Below are 19,939 nucleotides of genomic sequence, written 5' to 3'. Positions count from 1 at the left end.
CATATAGATGACATTTAGGGATGCTGACGTGCAGCGATATCATTCACGCGGATCATCGGCTCCCGTTAGCCCGTTCTTCCAACTCGGGACCGTTACTGCCGAGCGTCCGATCAGCGGGAAAAACCCGGATTGAAGATGCCGAACCAGCGCGGATAATCGCCGTTTCGGTCGGCGTAGCGGTGGCCTTTTACCTCATCAACGAGGATTTCGCCCTCCGGCGTGTCGCCGGCTTCAAGCCGGGAGATCACCGCGGCGATAAACGCGTCGAGCGGCATCGCATGCGGGTCGGTCAGCTGATGCGCGCCGCTGAGTTCGCTTTGAACATACGGCGGCACTAGCTCCAGCACCTCGATCCCCGCCGGTTGGAGTTGGACGCGCAGTGACTGGATCCACGAGTGCAGGAAGGCTTTCGAGGCGCAGTAGGTCGGGAAATTGTTGCGTGGCACGAAGGCCAGGCCGGAACTGGTCGTCATCACCGTGGCATTCGGCTTGTCCTTGATCAGCGGCAGGAAGGCCGCCGTGGCGTGGACGACGCTCATGATGTTCGTCTCGACGATGTCGCGGGTCGTGGCGATATCCGTTTCGCCAGGCGTCAGCTTTTCCTGGCGGGAAATCCCGGCATTGTTGATGAGGACGTTGAGTTCGGGTTCCTCATCCGCAAGGCGTTCAGCCAGAGCTGTGACCGCGTTCGCATCGCGCACGTCGAGCGCGATGCCGCGCATGCCCGGATGGTTGGCGGTGATTTCGTCCAGCCGCTCCTGACGGCGGCCCGCGATGATGACGCGGTTGCCGCGAGCATGAAACGCTTCGGCAAGGGCGCGGCCAATGCCGCTGGTAGCGCCGGTGATCAGGATCGTATTGCCTGTCATTTTCATGATTTTTCCTTTATCAAGCGCCGAAGGCGGGCTTCAGCACGGTTTCGCACCAGGTGCGGAAGCTGGTCGGGCTGGCCGTCTTTGTGGTCCGGGGGACGCCGAGATCGAGGCCCTTCGCCTTGGCGCGCGCCATATCGGTCATGCCGGCGGCCATTGCGGGCGTGAAGCCGCGCTTGACGAACATGGCGTCATAGGCCTCGAAGGCGATGTTGGTGCAGACGATCTTGCGGCCCAGCACCTCGCTCATGACGTCAGCCATTTGGTCGAAGGAGATGTTTTCCGGTCCCAGAACCGGCACTTCCTCCTGCCCTTCCCACGTGTCATCCAGAAGGAAGCGCGCCGCGGTCGACGCGATGTCGCTGACCGAGCAGGCGGGAAGCTCCAGATCGCCTGGGATCGGCATGAAGAACATGCCCTTTTCGTGCATGACCGGAACCTGCCACAGAAGATTGTCCATGAAGGATGGGAGCGCCAAGGCGCGGAAATGTGCGCCCGTCGAGGCCAGAAGATCATCCATCGCGAGCGAACCCGTCACATAGCCGGCTTCATCCGCATAGGGCGTTCCGCGGCCAAGCGCGGTGATGCCGACGACGTGGCCGACACGGTGGGCTTTGATGGCTTGCGCGGCCGGACGGGTGAAGCCGACATAGGCTTCTTCGACGGAAGGTGCCTTCGGATCGGCCGGGCAGAGCCAAAAGAGATGGGTCGCGCCTTTCAGCGCTCGGTCGAGGACGTCGGCATCCCCATGGCTGCCTTCAATAACATCCACGCGCGCACGAACAGCGTCGGGCAACTTCGAAGCATCGCGCACGATGACGCGGACGGGTGCTTCCTTTTCCAGAAGAAGCGGGAGAAGTGCATCTCCGATCCTGCTGGTGGGTGCAGTGACAACGATCATAACCAGTATCTTTCTCAGCTTTCGAGCCCGCAGCGACGGTCGCTTCTCATGGCCCAGTCGAATTTCCCGCAGCAGAGATAGTCGGTTCCAAGCGGACGATCTATTTTGTAAGATCCGCATTTCCTCTTCGATCGTCCGGAATTCATATGGATCCGCTGTCAGACCTGCTTGCCCTCCTCAAACCCTCCGCCACTGTCTCTTCGGGCTTCGATGCCGGGGGTGCATGGTGCGTCCGCTTTGGCGACCAAGGGGGGCAGATCAAATGCTACGCCATTCTGCGTGGCGAGTGCTGGCTCCATGTAGACGGGGTTAAGACGCCGATACGGTTGCGGGAGGGGGAAGCTTTCGTGCTGCCGCGCGGGCTGTCTTTCCTGATGGGCAGCGACCTGTCGGCAGAACCGATGGAAGCCGGCGCCTTGTTTCCCCCGGCACGGGCGGGAGGTCAGGTTGTGCTGGGATCTGGAGGCGAATTTGCTCTGGTGGGGGCGCGTTTCGCCGTTGCGGGTGGACCATCCGGAATGCTGCGCGACTTGTTACCGCCCGTCCTGCATCTACAGAAAGAGTCCGAGAAAGGAGCTCTTCGCTGGTCGGTGGAGCGGATGATGCAGGAACTGAGCGAGACTTTGCCCGGCGCGCGGCTGATGGCGCAGGACCTGGCCCATATGATTTTGCTGCAGGCATTGCGAGCGTATCTCGACAATTCTGCATCGGCCGAGCGGGGCTGGCTCGCGGCACTGGCGGATCGGCAGTTGCGATCGGCAATCCAGGCGATTCATGCCGATCCCGCAAGACACTGGACGCTGAAGGATCTTGGCGCGGAAGCCGGCATGTCGCGCACCGTGTTTGCCGAACGGTTTCGTGCGATGATGGGCGACACGCCGATGCAGTATCTGGCGCGTTGGCGGATGCTCTTGGCCTGCGACCGGCTTGAGAGAGCCGATGATCGCCTGTCCGCCATCGCCATCGACCTTGGATATGAATCCGAAAGCGCCTTCAGCATGGCTTTCAAGCGCGTTATGGGGTGTTCACCGCGCCACTATGTCACGCGGGGCAAAAGCCAGCGGCAAGCCGAACACAGAGATATTTGAGCACGCCAGTTAAGGCGCCACCTACAAATCACTCCCCTCGGACTCCGTCACGGGATACGTTATTAGGCCGTAAGCGATTCGAACTTTGGACAGCCGATTACCGCCGTTGCTACGCTTTCATCTGCTGAGTATTTACCGTTCCTGATTCGAGCGTAGCCACGGCGGTGAAAGACGGAATTTTTCGTCCGAAGCGCGGAGAAATGGCGGTACTTGGCGCGCCCGAAAGGATTCGAACCTCTGACCCTCAGATTCGTAGTCTGATGCTCTATCCAGCTGAGCTACGGGCGCGCATGCCGCGGAAGGCGCTTGGCCTGTCCGGACGACGGGTGAATTAATCGGTTGGGACGCGCTTGGCAAGCCTGTCTTCGGCTTGTCATGGTGCCTTTTTTAGGCGGAGACACGTTTTTCCGCCCTTTGCCGCAGTTCGATCGGGCGATCGGGGATGGTGATGCGGAAGGTGGCGCCGAGCGTTCCCTCGATGAGCCGGATGTCGCCGCCATGGGCGCGGACCAGCTCGGCGGCGATGGCGAGGCCGAGCCCCGTGCCGCCCGGCGTGGTGGAGCCCTGGAAGGCCGCGAACAGATGCTCGCGCGCCTTTTCCGGAATGCCGGGGCCCGTGTCCGACACCTCGATGATTGCGATGGCGCCCTCCCGGCGGCCGGCAATTCGGATCTGATCGCGCGCCGGATCGGGCGGGCCACGCTTACCGAGCGCCTGCACGGAATTGCGGGCCAGATTGAGCAGGACGCGGAACAATTGATCGGGATCGGCATCGATGCGGAGATCGCCCTCGATGGCCTCCGACCAGCCGACCGGCCCCTCTTCCGACAGGCCGAGTGCCTCGCGCACGTCGGTGACGACGTTGTGCAAGTCGACGAATCGCCGTTCCGGCGCACGCTCGCGCACCGCGCCGTAAGCGAGGGTGGAGCGGCAATATTCCACGGCGCGTTCGAGGGTGGAGACAAGCTTGCCCGAGAGGCGGCGGACCGCCGGATCGCTGGAGCCGGCCAGCCGTTCGGAAGCCAATTGCGCCGCCGCCAGAAGATTGCGCAGATCGTGATTGATCTTGGCGACGGCGAGACCGAGGGCCGCCAGACGCGCCCGGCTCTGGAGCTGACCGTGCAGCTCGATCTGCATCGAGGCCAGTTCGCGCTCGGCCAGCCCGATCTCGTCTTTCCGGCGTGACGGCACGATCACGGCGCTACCATCGGCGGGATCGTTGCGGAAGGCCGTCATGCGGTCGGCGAGGCGGCGCATGGGGCGCACGATCAAGCGGTCGAGCGACAGGTAGATCAGGACGCCCGTGATGGCCGACACGAGAAGCGAGGACAGGACCACCGTGCGCGACAAGGCCAGCATGGACCGGCGCAGTGGGGCCTCGTCGATGACCACTTCCAGCAATTGGCCGCCGGTCGGCGCCTCGCCGAGCACGCGCATGACGCCTTTCCCATCGCCGAACAGGATGCCGAACGCATCGCCATAGGCCTGGACGCCCAAGGGCTCGCGCAGGTCGATCTTGCGCGTGATGGCAGGGGGCATGTCGGAGGACGCCAGAAGGCTGCGGGTCTCGCCGGTCTGGAGCACGATAAGGCGCGCGCCGACGCTTTGCAGCAGGCGGCGGGCCAAGGCTTCCGGCACCATGCCCTGCGGGGCGGCATCGAGCACGAGCGCCACCGAATGGGCGCGGCCCAGGCGATCGGCCAGCCAGCGCTCGTAGAACGTCGCGACCCACGGCACGTAGACCAGCACCACCGCCAGCATGACGAACAGAACCGTCAGCTTCAGCAGTTTGCCGGACAGGCCGTGGCGGATCTCGCCGGGCCGGGTTTCGCCGTCTCGCATCGCAGCATCCGCGGGGGAAGGAAGCGCCCTCGCCACCCACAAGATGGAGAGCTTGGAGAGGTGCGTCAAACGCAAGCGTGCGTTGACTTCCCGCACGACCTGTCCTTATAAGCCCCGGGAGTTGGCTTCCGCCCCTGGCGGGGGCCTCGTCGTCTTTCAACAGCATGGGCCGAACGGCCCCATAGCCCGGACCCCGCGGCACTGCCGCGACGGAGGAATAACGTGAAACGGACCTATCAGCCGAGCAAGCTGGTGCGCAAGCGCCGCCACGGCTTTCGTGCACGCATGGCAACCCCCGGCGGCCGCAAGGTGATCGCAGCCCGTCGCTCGCGCGGCCGGAAGCGCCTGTCGGCCTGATCCGCACGATGCCGGAGACACAGCCGGCAGATGAACGCGCCCTGGGCAGACTGACCCGGCGGCGCGAATTCCTTGCGGTCGCCGGCGGTTCTCGTGCCCACAGCGAACTTATTACACTGCAGTCCTACCGAAGGCCCGAGGGCGGAGACGATGTCCGCGTGGGCCTGACGGTGACGCGAAAGGCGGGTGGCGCCGTCGAGCGTAACCGCATGCGCCGCCGTCTGCGCGCGGCGCTTCGGCTGGCCGGGCCGGAACTCGGCCGATCGGGCCACGACTACGTCATCATCGCCCGAACGGCGTTGCTGAGTGCCAGCTTCGACCACATCCTGTCTGATTTGAAAGCCGCCTTCGTCCGCGTTCACGCGCCGAGGTCCGGCGCGCATCGGGGCCGGCCTTCAGGGCCACGTCACACCGAGAGGGCCGACGATGTCGGAAAACCGTAACCTTTTCATCGCCATCGCCCTGTCGGTCTGCCTTCTCGGCGCCTGGGAATATTTCTACGGCATGCCGCAGCGCGAGAAAGCGCGGCTCGTGGCCGAGCAGCAGCGCATCGAGCGCGGCACCGACGCTCCGGCAACCGGCCCCGCCACGCCCGGCACATCGCCCGCGCCTCAGGCCGGATTGCAGACGCCGCCGCCCGTGGTCGCCAATCCCGGCGCGACGCGGGAACAGGCCATCGCCTCGACGAGCCGCATTCAGCTCGACACGCCGCGTCTCGAAGGCTCGATCGACCTGACCGGCGGCCGCATCGACGACATTTCACTGAAGGATTACCGGGAGACGGTGGAGCCCGACAGCCCGGACATCGTGCTGCTGACGCCGCCCGGCGGGCCGCAGCCCTTCTATGCCGAATATGGCTGGGTGGCTGGCCAGGGCACGCAGGTGTCGCTGCCGAACGCGCAGACGGTGTGGACGCAGGACGGCACGGGAACTCTCACGCCCGACACCCCCGTGAACCTGCGCTGGGACAACGGCGCCGGCCTCACCTTCCACCGCACCATCGCGGTGGATCGCGATTACATGTTCACCGTGACCGACCGCGTAGAGAACGCCGGCGCGGCGGCCGTGACGCTGCATCCCTATGCACTGGTTTCACGCCAGGGCCGTCCGAAGGTGGCGGGCTATTACATCCTGCACGAGGGCCTGCTCGGCTATCTCGGCAATGAAGGCCTCAAGGAGATCAAATACGACGATCTCGAAGAGGACGGCACGCAGAGCTTCCAGCCGAACGGCGGCTGGCTCGGCATCACCGACAAATATTGGGCGACGGCGATCATCCCGCCGCAGAACGAGCAGCTGACGGCGCGCTTCGCGGCGACGCCCGGGCAGGTGCCGCTCTACCAGGCCGATTACCTGCTGGCGGGGCGCACGATCGAGCCCGGAGCCTCGGCGGAAGTGGCTGGCCGCCTGTTCGCGGGCGCCAAGGAAACCCGCATCATCAACACCTATCAGGACAATCTGAACATCCCGAGCTTCGACCTGATGATCGACTGGGGCTGGTTCTACTTCCTGACCAAGCCGATGTTCTGGCTGATCGATTTCTTCTATCACCTCGTCGGCAATTTCGGCGTCGCGATTCTCATCGTGACGGTGCTGATCAAGGCGGTGTTCTACCCGCTGGCGTCGAAATCGTACGAATCCATGTCGAAGATGAAGATGATGCAGCCGGAGCTCACGGCCCTGCGCGAACGCTTCAAGGACGACAAGGCGGCCCAGCAAAAGGCCATGATGGATCTCTACAAGACGCAGAAGATCAATCCGGCGGCGGGCTGCCTGCCCATCCTGATCCAGATTCCGGTGTTCTTCGCGCTCTACAAGGTGATCTTCATCACCATCGAGATGCGGCACGCACCGTTCTTCGGCTGGATCCGGGACCTGTCGGCGCCCGATCCGACGACCATCTTCAACCTGTTCGGCCTGTTGCCCTACGATCCGAGCCAGGTGCCGGTGATCGGGCACTTCCTGATGCTCGGCGTGTGGCCTCTCATCATGGGCGTGACGATGTTCCTGCAGATGCGCCTGAATCCGCTGCCGCCGGACCCGACGCAGGCCATGCTGTTCACCTGGATGCCGGTGTTCTTCACCTTCCTGCTGTCGTCGTTCCCGGCGGGCCTCGTGATCTACTGGTCGTGGAACAACACGCTGTCGATCCTCCAGCAGGCCACGATCATGAAGCGGCAGGGTGCGAAGATCGAATTGTTCGACAATCTGAAGACGCTGTTCCGACGAAAACCCAAGACGGAAAGCTGACGATCCGAAAGGCCGCCTCCGGGCGGCCTTTTCCATTCGCGCGTTCGCCGCTAAACACGCGCCATGATTTCCGGGAGAGATGACATGACCGACGCCGCCCTCGAAGCCGCCATCGAATCCGCTTGGGACAAGCGCGCGGAGCTGAATGCCGCGACCCGGGGCGCCGAGCGCGAGGCCGTGGAACAGGCGCTCGACCTGCTCGACCGCGGCGCGGCACGCGTGGCCGAGCCCACGGCCGAGGGCTGGATCGTGCATCAATGGCTGAAGAAGGCCGTGCTGCTCTCGTTCCGCCTGAACGACAACAGCGCCATTGCCGGCGGACCCGGCGGCGGCGCGTGGTGGGACAAGGTGCCCTCCAAATTCGCCGACTGGAACGATGCGCGCTTCGGCGAGGCGGGCTTCCGCACCGTGCCGGGCGCAATCGTGCGCCGCTCCGCTTTCGTGGCGCCGGGCGTGGTGTTGATGCCGAGCTTCGTGAATGTCGGCGCCTATGTGGATTCCGGCACGATGATCGACACCTGGTCGACCGTGGGTTCGTGCGCGCAGATCGGCAAGAACGTGCACATTTCGGGCGGCGTCGGCATCGGCGGCGTGCTGGAGCCGCTGCAGGCCAATCCGGTCGTGATCGAGGACGAGTGCTTCATCGGCGCCCGGTCGGAAGTGGCCGAGGGCGTCATCGTGCGGCGCGGCAGCGTGCTGTCCATGGGCGTGTTCCTGGGCGCTTCCACCAAGATCGTGGACCGCACGACGGGCGAGGTCTTCATGGGCGAGGTGCCGGAATTCTCGGTCGTCATTCCCGGCACCCTGCCCGGCAAGCCGCTGGCCAATGGCGAGCCCGGCCCGGGCCTGGCCTGCGCCGTCATCGTGAAGCGCGTGGACGAGCGCACGCGTTCCAAGACGTCGATCAACGAATTGCTGCGCGACTGAGCGCAGCACCCGGCGCGAGGGCGGCATGGACTGGCAGACGCAATTTCTGAGCTTCAAGGGCCGCATGGCGCGCGGACGCTATTGGGTGACGACTCTTCTGCTGACGGTGCTGATCGTCGCCATCGTGCTGGCGGCGTCTTTCGTGCCATGGCTCATGGGCACAACGGTCTCGGACGACACCTTGCTACTGGTGTTCGTGGTGCTGTCCCTTTTTGCCGTTTACCCGCTGCTCGCCATCAGCGTGAAGCGCCTGCACGACCGCAACAAGAGCGGCTGGTGGCTCGCGGCGATGTATGTGCCGCCGATGCTTGCCGAGATTTCGCTCGGCGAGAGCGCGGAAAGCAATTTCATCGGCCTCGTGTTCGGGCTGTGGGCCTTCATCGAGCTCGGCTTCCTGCGCGGCACAAGCGGTCCGAACCGTTTCGGACCTGACCCATTGGCGGCGGAGGCGCCCGCACTATGAGCATCGATCCTGTCGTTCTTGCGCAAGATCTCATCCGCCGCCGCAGCGTCACGCCGCAGGACGACGGTGCGCTGGCCGTGCTGGGGGACGCGCTGGCGGGTGCCGGTTTCGCGGTGGAATACCTGACGTTCTCCGAACCCGGCACGCCGGAGGTGGCCAACCTCTACGCACGGCTCGGCACGGAGGGGCCGGTGCTCGTCTTTGCCGGGCACACCGACGTGGTGCCGCCCGGCGGCGAGGCCGACTGGACCCATCCGCCCTTTGCCGCCGAGATCGCCGACGGCGTGCTCTACGGGCGCGGTGCGGTGGACATGAAGGGCGGCGTGGCGGCCATGGCGGCGGCGGCCTTGCAGCACATCGCCGAGCATGGCCGGCCTCAAGGCTCGATTGCCTTCCTCATCACCGGCGACGAGGAAGGACCGGCCATCAACGGCACGCCGAAGCTGCTGGACTGGGCCGTCGCGCGCGGAGAGCGCTTCGACCATTGCGTGCTGGGCGAGCCGAGCAGCCGCAACCGGCTGGGCGACGAGATCAAGATCGGCCGGCGGGGCTCGTTGTCCGGGACGGTGGTCGTGCACGGCGTGCAGGGGCACGTGGCCTATCCGCACAAGGCGGACAACCCCATCCGCCGCCTGCTGCCCCTGATCGAGGCGCTGCACCAGCCGCTGGATGAGGGCACCGCGCATTTCGAACGCTCGAACCTCGAAGTGACGAGCGTCGATGTGGGCAATCCGACCGTCAACGTCATCCCGGCACGGGCCTTGGCGCGCTTCAACGTGCGCTTCAACGACGCCCATACGCTGGAAGGCCTGAAGGATCTGCTGCGGCACCGTGTGGCGCGGGCGGCCGGCGACAGCCGCTACGAGCTCGATTTCGTGCCCGGCGCCTCGGCGAGTTTCGTGACGGAGCCCGGCGCATTCGTCGATCTCGTCTCGGACGCGGTGGAGGCGGAAACCGGCCAGCGCCCCGTGCTGTCCACCGGTGGCGGCACGTCGGACGCGCGCTTCATCAAGGATCATTGCCCGGTGATTGAACTGGGGCCGCTCAATTCCACGATGCACCAGACCGACGAGCGTATCCCCGTTGCGGAGCTGCACGCCGTGACGCGCATCTATCGAAGCATCATCGAGCGTTATTTCGCGGGATAATCCACGCGCATCAGATACAGCCCGCCGGGCGGGGCGAGCGCGGCGCAGCGGCGTCGGTCGCGGGCTTCCAGCGCCGATCTGAGGTCGGACGCCGACCATTTGCCGTCGCCGACCATTTTCAGCGACCCGGAGATCGAACGCACCTGATGGTGCAGGAAGGACCGGGCGGAGGCACGCAGCACCACCGCATCGCCTTCGCGCGAAACGGTGATCCGGTCGAGCGTCTTCACCGGGCTTTTCGACTGGCATTCGGCGGCACGGAAGGTGGTGAAATCGTGCTGGCCGACGAGATGCTGCGCGGCGTGGTGCATGGCATCGGCATCGAGCGGGCGCGGCACCTGCCAGGCGCGGTCACGCTCCAGAGCCAGCGGCGCGCGGCGGTCGATGAAGATGTATTCGTAGTGACGCTGGATCGCCGAGAAGCGCGCGTCGAACTCGTCGTCGACCGGTTCGCAGGCCACAACCGCGACGGGATCCGGCCGCAGATGGGCGTTGATGGCGTCGCGCACCACGTCCGGCCGCCAGTCGCGCTCGAACTGTATATGGGCCACCTGCCCGCGTGCGTGCACGCCCGCATCGGTGCGGCCCGCGCCGCCGACCACGGCACGCTCGCCGGAAAAAGCGAACACCGCCCGCTCCAGCGCTTCCTGCACGGTGGCGCCGTTTTCCTGCCGCTGCCAGCCGCAGAACGGCGTGCCGTCATATTCGATGGTCAGCTTGTAGCGAGGCATCGGCTCAGGCGAACCGGGTTCCGGGCTGCAGCCGGGCGCCGCGCGCGAAATCGGCGAACGCCATCGGGCCCTTGCCGGCCCGCTGCACCTTGACGAGGCGCACCGCCCCCGTGCCGCAGGCCACGAGGCCGTCCGCGTCGAGAAGGGTGCCGGGCGCGCCCTGCCCCTCCCCCGGTTCGGTGCGCAGCAGACGCAGCCGCTCCGGGCCCTTGCCGAGATCGATCGCGGTCCACGCCCCGGGGAACGGCGACAGGCCACGGATGTGATTGTGGACGTCGCCCGCCGGGCGGGTCCAGTCAACGGCCGTCTCCTCGTTGGTGAGCTTGGCGGCGTATTCCACGCCGTCCCGGCTTTGCGGGGTCAGCGCGAGCTCGCCCGCTGCGAGGGCGCGCAGGGCCTTCGCCATGAGCGGACCGCCCAGACGCGACAGCCGGTCGTGCAATTCGCCGGCCGTCTCGTTCGGATCGATGGCGGTGCGCTCCACCATGGCGACATCGCCGGTGTCGAGACCTTCCGCCATCTGCATCACCGCAACGCCCGTTTCGGCATCTCCGGCCATGATGGCGCGGTTGATCGGAGCCGCACCGCGCCAGCGCGGCAGGAGCGAGGCGTGGAGATTGAAGCAGCCGTCGCGCGGGGCGTCGAGCACGGGCTTCGGCAGGATCAGGCCATAGGCCACGACGATCGCCGCGTCGGCGCGATGGGCGCGGAAGGTCTCCTGCGCCTCGGAATCCTTGAAATTGCGCGGGGTCAGCACCGGCAGGCCAAACAATTCCGCCGCCTGATGCACCGGCGACTTGCGCTCGGCCATGCCACGCCCGGCCGGACGCGGGGCGCGGGTGTAGACGGCCTCGATGCGATGGCCGGCCTCGACCAGAGCCGCCAGAGTGGGCACGGCGAAATCGGGCGTGCCCATGAAGACGAGGCGCAGGCTCACAACTCGCCCAATTCCTCGGCCGGCTTCTCAGGCTCGACCTTGGGACCGGGCTTCGGCGTGTAGGGCTTCGGCCCACCCTCGCGCTTCGCCGTCTTGACGAAGCGTTTCCACACCATGTCGCGCTTCAGCTTCGAGATGTGATCGATGAAGAGCACGCCGTCGAGATGGTCCATTTCGTGCTGGATGCAGGTGGCCAGCACGCCATCAGCCTCGATCTCCTGCTCCTCCCCGTCACGATCGAGGAAGCGCACGCGGATCCGCTCCGGCCGCACCACCTCCTCGTAGACGTCGGGGATGGACAGGCAGCCCTCCTGATAGACCGACATCTCCTCCGAGCTCCAGACGATCTCGGGATTGATGAGGGCGATGGGCGCCTCGGCCTCCCCGTCCTCGCGCGAGGACACGTCGACCACGGCGAGCCGTTTCATGATGCCGATCTGCGGCGCAGCGAGGCCGATGCCGGGCGCGGCGTACATGGTTTCGAGCATGTCGTCGATGAGCGTGCGAAGCTCGTCGTCGAAGATCGTGACCGGCTCCGCCTTCTGGCGCAGGAGGGCATCGGGAATGACGTGGATGGCGCGAATGGACATGGCGAGCGGGGATAATGCCCGCAATGCGTGCCGTCAACGCGTTCACATTCTGTTCTTATTTGGAGAATCGCGCTAACGAAGGAGGATGGACCAGGTTCTCATCACCCTTGGCACACAGGACGTGACGCTCGGCATGGTGTTGCTCGGCGTCTGCGTGCTGGCGCTCGTCCTGTTGTTGGCGCTCTATGCGCGGCTGTCGCGGCTCGGCGGCGCGCGGCTGGATGAAACGCGCGCGCAGATCGAACGGCAGGCCCGCACCGAGCGGCAGGTGGAGCAGATGCTGCGCTCGCAGGTGGAGATTTTCGGCCGCCTGCAGGGCGTGGGCGAGGTTCTGTCCAACAAGCAGTCGGAGCTGGCGCGCACCGTTTCGGAACGGCTCGACGCGGTGGGCCAGCGCGTGGGCGAGAACCTCGTGACCGGGGCGCAGGCGACGAACGAGCAATTGCAGAAGCTGGAGGCCCGGCTCGCGGTGATCGACGCCGCGCAGCAGAACATCGGCTCGCTGTCGGAGCAGGTGACGGGGCTGAAGGCCATCCTTGCCAACCGGCCGGCGCGCGGCGCGTTCGGCCAGGGGCAGATGGAAGCCATCATAAAGGACGCGCTGCCGAGCTCGGGCTACACGTTCCAGGGCATGCTTTCGACGCGCGTGCGGCCGGATTGCCTGATCCACCTGCCGGGCGACAGCCGGCCCCTCGTCATCGATGCCAAATTCCCGCTCGAGGCTTTTGAAGAATTGCGGCGCTGCGAAAGTCCCGAGGCGGAAGCGCGTGCCTCGGCGCGGCTTCGCTCCGACATCATCGGCCATGTGCAGGACGTGCGGAAATATCTCATCGCGAACGAGACGCAGGAAGTGGCCCTGCTCTTCATCCCCTCCGAAGCGCTCTATGCCGAGCTGCATGAGCGGTTCGAGGATATCGTCCACCGGGCGCACAAGGCGCGGGTTCTGATCGTTTCGCCCTCGCTCCTGATGCTGGCCATCCAGGTGGTGCAGGGCCTGATGCGCGACGCCGCGATGCGCGAGCAGGCTCATCTGATCCAGAAGGAAGTGGGCCATCTGCTCGACGATGTGCGCCGCCTGACCGACCGCGTCGGCAAGCTGAAGAGCCATATGGGCTCGACGATGAAGGACCTCGACGACATCGAGATTTCGGCCAACAAGATCGCCGGGCGGGGCCAGCGCATCGACCAGATGGATTTCGACGAGAAGCCCGCGCTGGCGGGCCCGGACAAACTGCCGAACCCGTTGCGCGCGGCGGAATAAGGCTTATCGGGCCAAGGTGCCGTCCGGGGCGCTGCGCCGTGCGACCGTGAGCGTGAGCACGATGGCGGCAATGCCGATCAGCGTCGAATACAGGAAAAAGGTCGCGTAGCCCGCGCCGAGGGCGGCCGGCGACACCGCGCTCTGGGTGGCGCCCGTCGCGAAGGATTCCGGCGTCGTGCGCGCGAACATGGCCGTCAGCGGAGCGGCGAACCCGCCCGAATGGGCCGATTGCGCCGCACCCTCGATGATGCGGCCCGATTGCGAGGCGATCAGCTTGCCGGGCAGCGCATAAAGCGACGAGAACAGCGCGTATTGCGTGGCGGTGAAGCCGCCGGACGTCAGGCTCGACATGTAGGCGATGAGGCAGGTGCCGGAGAAGCCGCTGCACAGATTGTCGATGCCGATGGCGATGTAGAGCGCCACGAGCGAATGGCCCTCCATTGCGAGGTAGATGAAGGCGAGGTTCGAGATGGCGCCGGCGAACGCGCCGATGACCAATGCCCGCATGAGGCCGAGCTTCACCACCGCATAGCCGCCGAGGAACACGCCTGCCATGGAGGCGACGACGCCGAACACCTTGCGCACCTCTGCGATCTCGGTCTTGGAAAAGCCGAGGTCGAGGTAGAACGGGTTCATGATGTTGAGCACGAAATCCGAGACGCGGTAGAGACAGATCAAGGCCAGGATCAGGGCCGCGCTGCCGGCATAGCGCTGAAAGAAATCGGCCAGCGGCGCGCCGAACGAAGCGGAGAGATAGAGCCCGGGCCGCGTCTGGCGGCCGGGCAGCGGCAGACAGGCCACGGCCAGAACGGCGAGGCCGACGATGACCGCGCCGAGCTGAAGCAATGTGCCGCCCGCCCCTGCCCGCCATGCATCCGCGAGGCCGAAGGCGTCGGGCGAACCGAGGAGGCCTGTCACCAGCGTCAGCGGCGTGGGATTGCCGCTGAGCCCGGCGCCGGCGATGAGCGCGCCCATGACGAAGATGATTCCACGGGCGATCCATTCCACGATTTCGGCGGCCGGGCGCGCGGCGACACCCTCCGCATGGATGGGGCGGATGACGTGGCTCTTCTCGCGCGGGGCGAGCAGGACCGAGACGATGCCGATGCCCATGAGGCACGCCATCACCGCGTAGGACAGATTCCAGTCATAGGCCTGGGCGAGGACAAGCGGGAGCGCGCCGGCCACGATCATCGCCAGCCGGTAACCCCATTGATAGGCGGCGGCGAGCACGCCCTGCTGGCGGTTTTCCGCCACCTCGATGCGCCAGGCGTCGATGACGATGTCCTGCGTGGCGCCGGAGAAGCCGACGAGCACGGCGAACAGCGCCATGATGCCGAGACCGGTGGACGGGTCCTGGCCGGAGATGAGCCAGAGGCCGGCGATGACGGCGATCTGCGCCGCCATCATCCAGGAGCGGCGGTGGCCGAGCAGGTTCGTCAGACCGGGGATGCGGGTGCGATCGACGAGCGGCGCCCACAGGAACTTGGCCGAATAAGCGAGCGTGGCGAGGCTGAAGACACCGATGACGCTGAGCGACACGCCGTCATCGCGCAGCCAGGCGGACAGGGTGTCGAAGATCAGGAGATTGGGCAGGCCGGCCGAAAACCCGAGGCCAAGCATGACCAGCGCACGCCGCTGCAGGAAGGCGCGCACGCCCGTGACCTCATCCACCTGCCCGGCCGCCACGTCCTGCCCGCTCATCCGCATCCCCGCTCGATCCGATGGAGGATGCCCTGCCCCTTCCCTGCGCCGCAACAAAAAGGGCGGCCCGAAGGCCGCCCCTGCCTGGAAATCGGCCCGATCAGCCGGAAATGATCGTCACGATCTCGTAGGTGGAGGGCTCGATGATGACGATGCGGCCATCGGCCAGGACGATGTAGGAATAATCCCGATATTCCGGCACGACCTCGATGATCGTCGCCGGCAGCGGCTGGAGGTGGACCGTGCGCGGTATGGCCGTGCCGACGCTCACGTTGAAATTGATCTCGGTCTTCTGGACGTTGGTCGTCGAGATGTTCTTGCGGATGTTGGTGTTCTGCTCGCTGGAGAGCTCTTTCGGGGCAGCGGCGCGGCCGCTCTTCATCTCACCGCCCTTTTCGGCCTTGTCGGCGGAATGGCTGCCGTGCTCGCCGGCGGCGTTTCGGTTCTCGCCGTTTTCACCGCGCGCGGTTTCGCCGGCCTTTGCGCCGCTGTCGGATGTCCGCTCGGCGCTGGGCGAGGTTTCGCGCGGAGCGGCATCGGATGATGATGCCGGCGCCTCAGCGCCGCGCGGCATGCCGCCCTCGGATTGGGCGCCTGAACCGCCTCCCATGGCACCGCCGGCACTGCCGCCACCACTCGATGCCGCAGGCGGCACGGCGCCGCCACCCGCCGAGCCGCCACCCGCCGAGCCGGAGCCCTGGGCATTGGCTGAAACTGATCCGAACGCGAGCGCGGCCATCGCCGCAGATGTCAGCAGAAGCTTTCTCACGGTCATCTCCCTGGTCATTCTGGTTGCGTGGCGCGGACGACGGAATTCTCTGCGGCAGGCCAGGGAGTGAACGTGCGCCACGAGACGCCGTTCCATGCAAATTGCAACCGTGACTAGAACGGCGTGCGCTGACGGATGGCAGCCGAGAGCGTGCCTTCGTCGAGATAATCGAGCTCGCCGCCCACTGGCACGCCATGGGCGAGGCGCGTCACCCGGACGCCGGCCGAAGCGAGAAGATCGGTGATGTAATGCGCCGTGGTCTGGCCATCGACGGTGGCGTTGAGGGCGATGATGATCTCGCCGACGGCAGGGTCGGAGGCACGTTCGATGAGCGTTTCGAGGTTGAGGTCTTCCGGTCCGCGACCATCGAGCGCCGAGAGCGTGCCGCCGAGCACATGGTATTGCGCATTAATGGCGCCGGCGCGCTCCAGCGCCCAGAGATCGGCGACATCCTCCACCACCACGATGACGGAGCTGTCGCGCACCTGATCGCAGCAGATCGTGCAGGGGTCCTGCGTGTCGACATTGCCGCAGGTACGGCACACGACGACGCTCTCATTGGCGCGGGCGAACGCATCGGCCAGCGGGCCGAGCAGCACGTCCTTGCGGCGAATGAGGTGCAGCGCGGCGCGCCGGGCCGAGCGCGGCCCGAGCCCCGGCAGGCGCGCCAGGAGCTGGATCAGGCGTTCGATCTCGGGGCCGGCGACCGCGCGTGCCATGGGCTCAGAACGGCAGCTTCATTCCGGGCGGAAGCGGCAGGCCGGCCGTGACCGACTGCATCTTCTCGGCGGCGATGGCCTCGGCGCGGCGCTTGGCATCGGTGTGGGCGGCGATGAGAAGATCCTGCAGGATCTCCTTTTCCTCGGGCTTGAGAAGGGTGTCGTCGATCTCGACGTTCTTCATCTCGCCCTTGGCCGTCATCTGCACGCGCACGACACCGCCGCCGGCCGCGCCCTCCACGAGGGTGCCCTCCAGCTCGGCCTGCACGTCTTCCATCTTGGCCTGCATCTCGCGGGCCTTCTTCATCATTCCCATGATGTCCATTGTCAGTCCTCGTCCTCGTCGTCCTCGGGGGGCGGGGTTATGTCGGCGGGCGGCTCCTCGACCGGCGCGAGATTGCGCACGGCGATGATCTCGGCGCCGGGAAAGCGTTCCAATATGGCCTGGACATGCGGATGGGCCGCGACGCCGCGCATGCGGTCCTCGCGCTCGGCGTCGGCCGTCTCGCGCAGAGTGGGCTGGCCCTCTTCCGACATGGCGACGGCAACGACCCAGCGGCGGCCGGTCCATTGGCTGAGGCGGCGCTGGATGTCGCCGGCCAGATTGGGCGAAGCGCCAGCGGCGGGGCGGAATTGCAGACGGCCATCCTCGAACGAGACGAGGCGCACGTCGCGCTCGAGCGCGGTCTTGAGTGCGATGTCGCGATGCTTGTCGGCCAGGGCGACGGCAGCCTCGAAGGTTTCAAGACGCAGAACGGGTGCGGCCTCGGCCTGGGCGCGCGGCGCGGACGACGGCACGGGATCAGAGGTTCGGGTGGCCACCGCAAGCGCGGACGCACCGCCGCCGGACGGCCCGGAGGGGCGCGGCAGGGAGGGTGCGCCACCGGCCGGCACGCTGCCGCCATCGCGCAAGGCGCGCAGGGCCTCGTCGGGCGTGGGGAGATCGGCGGCGTAAGCGAGGCGCACCAGAACCATGTCGGCGGCCTGAGCCGGCTTCGGCGCGGCCTGCACCTCGGAAATGCCCTTGGACAGGATCTGCCAGGCGCGCGCCAGCACACGATGGGACAAAGCCTCGGCGAAGGCACGCCCGCGCAGCCGCTCGACCTCGGTGGCGGACGGATCTTCGAGCGCGGCGGGCGTCAGCTTCACGCGGGTGACGAAATGAACGAATTCGGCGAGATCGGCGAGCACGAGCGCCGCGTCGGAACCGCCGTCATACAGCTCGCGGAAAACGGCCAAAGCTTCCGCCGCATCGCCGCGCATCACCGCCTCGAACAGATCGATGATGCGGCCGCGATCGGACAGGCCGAGCATCTGGCGCACGGTCTCGGCCTCGACGCTGCCGCCGCCATGGGCGATGGCCTGATCGAGGATGGACAAGGCATCGCGCACCGAGCCTTCCGCCGCGCGGGCGATGAGGGCGAGCGCCTCCTCCTCCCCGGAAAGGCCTTCCTTGCCGATGATGCCGCCGAGATGGCGCGTCAGCAGCGCCGAATCGACACGACGGAGATTGAAACGCTGGCAGCGCGACAGCACCGTAACCGGCACCTTGCGGATCTCGGTAGTGGCGAACACGAACTTCACATGCGGCGGCGGCTCTTCGAGCGTCTTCAGAAAGGCGTTGAACGCCTTGTCCGACAGCATGTGCACTTCGTCGATGATGTAGACCTTGTAGCGCGCCGACGCCGGTGAATAACGCACGCCGTCGAGGATCTCGCGCACGTCGTCGATGCCGGTGCGGGAGGCCGCGTCCATCTCCAGGACGTCGACATGGCGCGATTCCATGATGGCTTCGCAGTGCACGCCATTGGTCTTGAGATCGACTGTGGGGCCGCCGGTGCCGGCCTCGTTGTCGTAATTGAGGCCGCGCGCCAAGATGCGCGCCGTCGTGGTTTTCCCCACGCCGCGCACCCCCGTCAGCATCCAGGCCTGCGCGATGCGGCCCGTGGCGAACGAGTTCGTCAGCGTGCGCACCATCGCTTCCTGGCCGATCAGATCGTCGAAATTCCAGGGGCGGTATTTGCGCGCCAGCACCCTGTAGGGCGCGGCGGACGGCACGCTCGCGGCGCGGATGTCGGGATCGTCCATCGCGAAGTTATCGCCGTGCCGGAGGGGGAAGCGCAAGGGGCGCGGGTGGGAGGTCGGACGACGACCCGAGACGGGCTCGTTAGGGCTGCTTCCTTCCGGATCTGACCCGGTTGGCGAGTGGCTCGTCCACCGCCAACCTCCCGAGCGCTATATCGGGGTTTCCGGCTTCTTATGCAAGCCTCAGCAGCGGCGCTTCTTGAACACCGGATCGACGGCCATGGTGCGCGACAGCCGCACCACCGCGCGATCGTAGGTGGCGCGCTCGCTGCGGGGATAGCGGATCAGGAAGGTGTGGGCGAAGCGCCCTTCGCACGAGACATGGGTGCGGCCATAGACGATGTCGTCGCCGACATAGCCGGAATAGGCCATCCAGTCGTCCTTGCGCTGGGCGTAGGTGACCTTGACGCCGTTGAGCAGATTGGCGGTGAGGAAGCGGCGGAGATCCTGCCCCTTCAGCTCGTCGAGGCTGAGGATGAGCTGGGCGTTGTCCTTGAGCGTGTATTCGCCCTGTTCCGGCCGGGATTTCGCCTCGTCTACGAGATGCGTGGGATAGGCGATGCGCACGCCGTATTGGCGGCTGGTGAAATTGGTCCAGTCGCCGGGCGCGGCATGGGCCGGCGCCAGCGAAGCCATCAAGGTCAAGGCTGCCGCCGCGTATCGCATCCGCATCGTATGTCCGTCTCCGTCTTGCCTCAGCAACCAACGAGAGGGACGGGGCGCGGTTCCGGCAATCGCCAAAATCGCTATGGTGCCGGCATGAGCGACGCCTTCCGCCTTCACCCTCGCCTCGAAGCCGACACCGCACGCGTGTGCGACCTCGCACTCAGCCGCGTGCTGCTGATGAACGATGCGCGCTTTCCGTGGCTGATCCTTGTTCCGCGACGCCCGGACCTCGTCGAGATCGTGGATCTGGCGCACACGGAGCGGATGCTCTTGATGGACGAGATCGCTTCCGCCTCGCGCGCGCTGCGGGCCGTTGCGCCGTGCGACAAGCTGAATGTGGGCGCGCTCGGCAATCTGGTGCCGCAGCTGCACGTGCATGTGGTGTCACGCGTCGAGGGCGACCCGGCCTGGCCGGGGCCGGTGTGGGGATCGGGACCGGCGCGACCTTACGACGATGCGTGGCGCGCAGGCGTGGTGCAGGCGATGCGCGCCGAACTGGAGCGGGATTAAGCTATCGGCACCCAGAGGAGCGCTGGATCAAGCGTCATCCAGTATCATTGCAACGGCAAAAGCCGCGACGCCAAGGATCGGCACAAGCAAGGCCAGCAAGACACGCTCGATCATACGGT

Annotated in this window: 21 protein-coding genes, 1 tRNA gene and 1 other RNA gene; 9 read left to right on the top strand and 14 right to left on the bottom strand. The window is 66.2% G+C overall.

Translation table 11 applies throughout. The annotated features are described in order from the left end of the window. Positions 1 to 110 precede the first annotated feature (110 nt). Positions 111 to 875, bottom strand: a complete 765-nt coding sequence (locus tag ACQ6S1_RS12035) for an SDR family oxidoreductase (protein WP_445041457.1) — start codon at positions 873 to 875, stop codon at positions 111 to 113. A gap of 13 nt (positions 876 to 888) precedes the next feature. Continuing rightward, positions 889 to 1,773, bottom strand: coding sequence for an NAD(P)H-binding protein (locus ACQ6S1_RS12030; protein WP_445041456.1), 885 nt, complete (start codon positions 1,771 to 1,773; stop codon positions 889 to 891). Positions 1,774 to 1,919: 146 nt separating this feature from the next. Here ACQ6S1_RS12030 and ACQ6S1_RS12025 point away from each other — a divergent pair, with 146 nt between their 5' ends. Continuing rightward, on the top strand, positions 1,920 to 2,861 hold the full coding sequence (locus tag ACQ6S1_RS12025; RefSeq protein ID WP_445041455.1) for an AraC family transcriptional regulator: 942 nt from the start codon (positions 1,920 to 1,922) through the stop codon (positions 2,859 to 2,861). A gap of 211 nt (positions 2,862 to 3,072) precedes the next feature. Here the strand turns inward: ACQ6S1_RS12025 and ACQ6S1_RS12020 are convergent. Both ACQ6S1_RS12020 and ACQ6S1_RS12015 read right to left on the bottom strand, forming a co-directional pair. Continuing rightward, positions 3,073 to 3,149: transfer RNA gene (locus ACQ6S1_RS12020), tRNA-Arg, on the bottom strand. A 99-nt stretch (positions 3,150 to 3,248) separates the two neighbouring features. Next, the gene (locus tag ACQ6S1_RS12015) at positions 3,249 to 4,703 is read right to left on the bottom strand and encodes a sensor histidine kinase (protein WP_445041454.1); all 1,455 of its coding nucleotides are present in this window, start codon (positions 4,701 to 4,703) and stop codon (positions 3,249 to 3,251) included. A 222-nt stretch (positions 4,704 to 4,925) separates the two neighbouring features. Between ACQ6S1_RS12015 and rpmH the strand changes: the two genes are divergently transcribed. The 6 genes from rpmH (at position 4,926) to dapE (ending at position 9,848) form a co-directional block, all read left to right on the top strand. Continuing rightward, positions 4,926 to 5,060, top strand: coding sequence for a 50S ribosomal protein L34 (gene rpmH, locus ACQ6S1_RS12010; protein WP_445041453.1), 135 nt, complete (start codon positions 4,926 to 4,928; stop codon positions 5,058 to 5,060). Positions 5,061 to 5,068: 8 nt separating this feature from the next. Further along, entirely contained in the window at positions 5,069 to 5,503 is a 435-nt protein-coding gene (rnpA, locus tag ACQ6S1_RS12005) for a ribonuclease P protein component (protein WP_445041452.1), read from the top strand. Then, complete coding sequence (yidC, locus tag ACQ6S1_RS12000; protein WP_445041451.1) at positions 5,487 to 7,310, top strand: membrane protein insertase YidC; 1,824 nt, start codon at positions 5,487 to 5,489, stop codon at positions 7,308 to 7,310. Before rnpA ends, yidC begins: the two co-directional genes overlap by 17 nt. An 84-nt stretch (positions 7,311 to 7,394) precedes the next feature. After that, the gene (gene dapD / locus ACQ6S1_RS11995; protein ID WP_445041450.1) at positions 7,395 to 8,237 is read left to right on the top strand and encodes a 2,3,4,5-tetrahydropyridine-2,6-dicarboxylate N-succinyltransferase; all 843 of its coding nucleotides are present in this window, start codon (positions 7,395 to 7,397) and stop codon (positions 8,235 to 8,237) included. A gap of 25 nt (positions 8,238 to 8,262) precedes the next feature. Beyond that, entirely contained in the window at positions 8,263 to 8,700 is a 438-nt protein-coding gene (locus ACQ6S1_RS11990; RefSeq protein WP_445041449.1) for a DUF805 domain-containing protein, read from the top strand. Beyond that, entirely contained in the window at positions 8,697 to 9,848 is a 1,152-nt protein-coding gene (gene dapE, locus ACQ6S1_RS11985) for a succinyl-diaminopimelate desuccinylase (RefSeq protein ID WP_445041448.1), read from the top strand. Before ACQ6S1_RS11990 ends, dapE begins: the two co-directional genes overlap by 4 nt. Here dapE and truA read toward each other — a convergent pair. The 3 genes from truA to def are packed head-to-tail and all read right to left on the bottom strand — an operon-like array spanning position 9,833 to position 12,106. Further along, on the bottom strand, positions 9,833 to 10,579 hold the full coding sequence (gene truA, locus ACQ6S1_RS11980) for a tRNA pseudouridine(38-40) synthase TruA (RefSeq protein WP_445041447.1): 747 nt from the start codon (positions 10,577 to 10,579) through the stop codon (positions 9,833 to 9,835). The two genes, dapE and truA, sit on opposite strands and share 16 nt — an antisense overlap. Before the next feature lie 4 nt (positions 10,580 to 10,583). Further along, entirely contained in the window at positions 10,584 to 11,516 is a 933-nt protein-coding gene (gene fmt, locus ACQ6S1_RS11975) for a methionyl-tRNA formyltransferase (RefSeq protein WP_445041446.1), read from the bottom strand. After that, positions 11,513 to 12,106 (bottom strand): peptide deformylase, encoded by a 594-nt coding sequence (gene def / locus ACQ6S1_RS11970; protein WP_445041445.1) that lies wholly within the window; start codon positions 12,104 to 12,106, stop codon positions 11,513 to 11,515. Before def ends, fmt begins: the two co-directional genes overlap by 4 nt. 85 nt (positions 12,107 to 12,191) lie before the next feature. On the opposite strand from def, the gene ACQ6S1_RS11965 reads away from it, so the two are divergent. Beyond that, positions 12,192 to 13,367, top strand: a complete 1,176-nt coding sequence (locus ACQ6S1_RS11965) for a DNA recombination protein RmuC (protein ID WP_445041444.1) — start codon at positions 12,192 to 12,194, stop codon at positions 13,365 to 13,367. 3 nt (positions 13,368 to 13,370) lie between these two features. Here ACQ6S1_RS11965 and ACQ6S1_RS11960 read toward each other — a convergent pair whose 3' ends face one another. From ACQ6S1_RS11960 to ACQ6S1_RS11930, 7 genes are all read right to left on the bottom strand, one after another. Beyond that, entirely contained in the window at positions 13,371 to 15,071 is a 1,701-nt protein-coding gene (locus ACQ6S1_RS11960) for an AmpG family muropeptide MFS transporter (protein ID WP_445041443.1), read from the bottom strand. A gap of 100 nt (positions 15,072 to 15,171) precedes the next feature. Beyond that, entirely contained in the window at positions 15,172 to 15,840 is a 669-nt protein-coding gene (locus ACQ6S1_RS11955; protein ID WP_445041442.1) for a DUF1236 domain-containing protein, read from the bottom strand. A 113-nt stretch (positions 15,841 to 15,953) separates the two neighbouring features. Further along, the gene (gene recR, locus ACQ6S1_RS11950) at positions 15,954 to 16,559 is read right to left on the bottom strand and encodes a recombination mediator RecR (protein ID WP_445041441.1); all 606 of its coding nucleotides are present in this window, start codon (positions 16,557 to 16,559) and stop codon (positions 15,954 to 15,956) included. A gap of 4 nt (positions 16,560 to 16,563) precedes the next feature. Beyond that, a complete protein-coding gene (locus ACQ6S1_RS11945; RefSeq protein WP_445041440.1) occupies positions 16,564 to 16,884 on the bottom strand; it encodes a YbaB/EbfC family nucleoid-associated protein in 321 nt (106 codons plus the stop codon). Between the two features lie 2 nt (positions 16,885 to 16,886). Then, a complete protein-coding gene (locus ACQ6S1_RS11940; protein ID WP_445041439.1) occupies positions 16,887 to 18,647 on the bottom strand; it encodes a DNA polymerase III subunit gamma/tau in 1,761 nt (586 codons plus the stop codon). 44 nt (positions 18,648 to 18,691) lie between these two features. Beyond that, an RNA gene (gene ffs, locus ACQ6S1_RS11935) (signal recognition particle sRNA small type) lies at positions 18,692 to 18,789 on the bottom strand. Positions 18,790 to 18,827: 38 nt separating this feature from the next. Continuing rightward, positions 18,828 to 19,316, bottom strand: coding sequence for a hypothetical protein (locus ACQ6S1_RS11930; RefSeq protein ID WP_445041438.1), 489 nt, complete (start codon positions 19,314 to 19,316; stop codon positions 18,828 to 18,830). A gap of 87 nt (positions 19,317 to 19,403) precedes the next feature. On the opposite strand from ACQ6S1_RS11930, the gene ACQ6S1_RS11925 reads away from it, so the two are divergent. Further along, a complete protein-coding gene (locus tag ACQ6S1_RS11925; RefSeq protein ID WP_445041437.1) occupies positions 19,404 to 19,820 on the top strand; it encodes an HIT domain-containing protein in 417 nt (138 codons plus the stop codon). Positions 19,821 to 19,939 lie beyond the last annotated feature (119 nt).

The organism is Terrihabitans aquatilis (assembly GCF_052542005.1).
The sequence above is the reverse complement of the archived record's forward strand: the minus strand, read 5'-3'. Positions and strand labels throughout refer to the sequence as shown.

Excerpts from the sequence above, each read along its gene's own strand:
- ACQ6S1_RS12035 (WP_445041457.1), bottom strand. The coding sequence starts at position 875 with ATGAAAATGACAGGCAATACGATCCTGATCACCGGCGCTACCAGCGGC.
- ACQ6S1_RS12030 (WP_445041456.1), bottom strand. The coding sequence starts at position 1,773 with ATGATCGTTGTCACTGCACCCACCAGCAGGATCGGAGATGCACTTCTC.
- ACQ6S1_RS12025 (WP_445041455.1), top strand. The coding sequence starts at position 1,920 with ATGGATCCGCTGTCAGACCTGCTTGCCCTCCTCAAACCCTCCGCCACT.
- ACQ6S1_RS12015 (WP_445041454.1), bottom strand. The coding sequence starts at position 4,703 with ATGCGAGACGGCGAAACCCGGCCCGGCGAGATCCGCCACGGCCTGTCC.
- rnpA (WP_445041452.1), top strand. The coding sequence starts at position 5,069 with ATGCCGGAGACACAGCCGGCAGATGAACGCGCCCTGGGCAGACTGACC.
- yidC (WP_445041451.1), top strand. The coding sequence starts at position 5,487 with ATGTCGGAAAACCGTAACCTTTTCATCGCCATCGCCCTGTCGGTCTGC.
- dapD (WP_445041450.1), top strand. The coding sequence starts at position 7,395 with ATGACCGACGCCGCCCTCGAAGCCGCCATCGAATCCGCTTGGGACAAG.
- ACQ6S1_RS11990 (WP_445041449.1), top strand. The coding sequence starts at position 8,263 with ATGGACTGGCAGACGCAATTTCTGAGCTTCAAGGGCCGCATGGCGCGC.
- dapE (WP_445041448.1), top strand. The coding sequence starts at position 8,697 with ATGAGCATCGATCCTGTCGTTCTTGCGCAAGATCTCATCCGCCGCCGC.
- truA (WP_445041447.1), bottom strand. The coding sequence starts at position 10,579 with ATGCCTCGCTACAAGCTGACCATCGAATATGACGGCACGCCGTTCTGC.
- def (WP_445041445.1), bottom strand. The coding sequence starts at position 12,106 with ATGTCCATTCGCGCCATCCACGTCATTCCCGATGCCCTCCTGCGCCAG.
- ACQ6S1_RS11965 (WP_445041444.1), top strand. The coding sequence starts at position 12,192 with ATGGACCAGGTTCTCATCACCCTTGGCACACAGGACGTGACGCTCGGC.
- ACQ6S1_RS11960 (WP_445041443.1), bottom strand. The coding sequence starts at position 15,071 with ATGAGCGGGCAGGACGTGGCGGCCGGGCAGGTGGATGAGGTCACGGGC.
- recR (WP_445041441.1), bottom strand. The coding sequence starts at position 16,559 with ATGGCACGCGCGGTCGCCGGCCCCGAGATCGAACGCCTGATCCAGCTC.
- ACQ6S1_RS11945 (WP_445041440.1), bottom strand. The coding sequence starts at position 16,884 with ATGGACATCATGGGAATGATGAAGAAGGCCCGCGAGATGCAGGCCAAG.
- ACQ6S1_RS11940 (WP_445041439.1), bottom strand. The coding sequence starts at position 18,647 with ATGGACGATCCCGACATCCGCGCCGCGAGCGTGCCGTCCGCCGCGCCC.
- ACQ6S1_RS11930 (WP_445041438.1), bottom strand. The coding sequence starts at position 19,316 with ATGCGGATGCGATACGCGGCGGCAGCCTTGACCTTGATGGCTTCGCTG.
- ACQ6S1_RS11925 (WP_445041437.1), top strand. The coding sequence starts at position 19,404 with ATGAGCGACGCCTTCCGCCTTCACCCTCGCCTCGAAGCCGACACCGCA.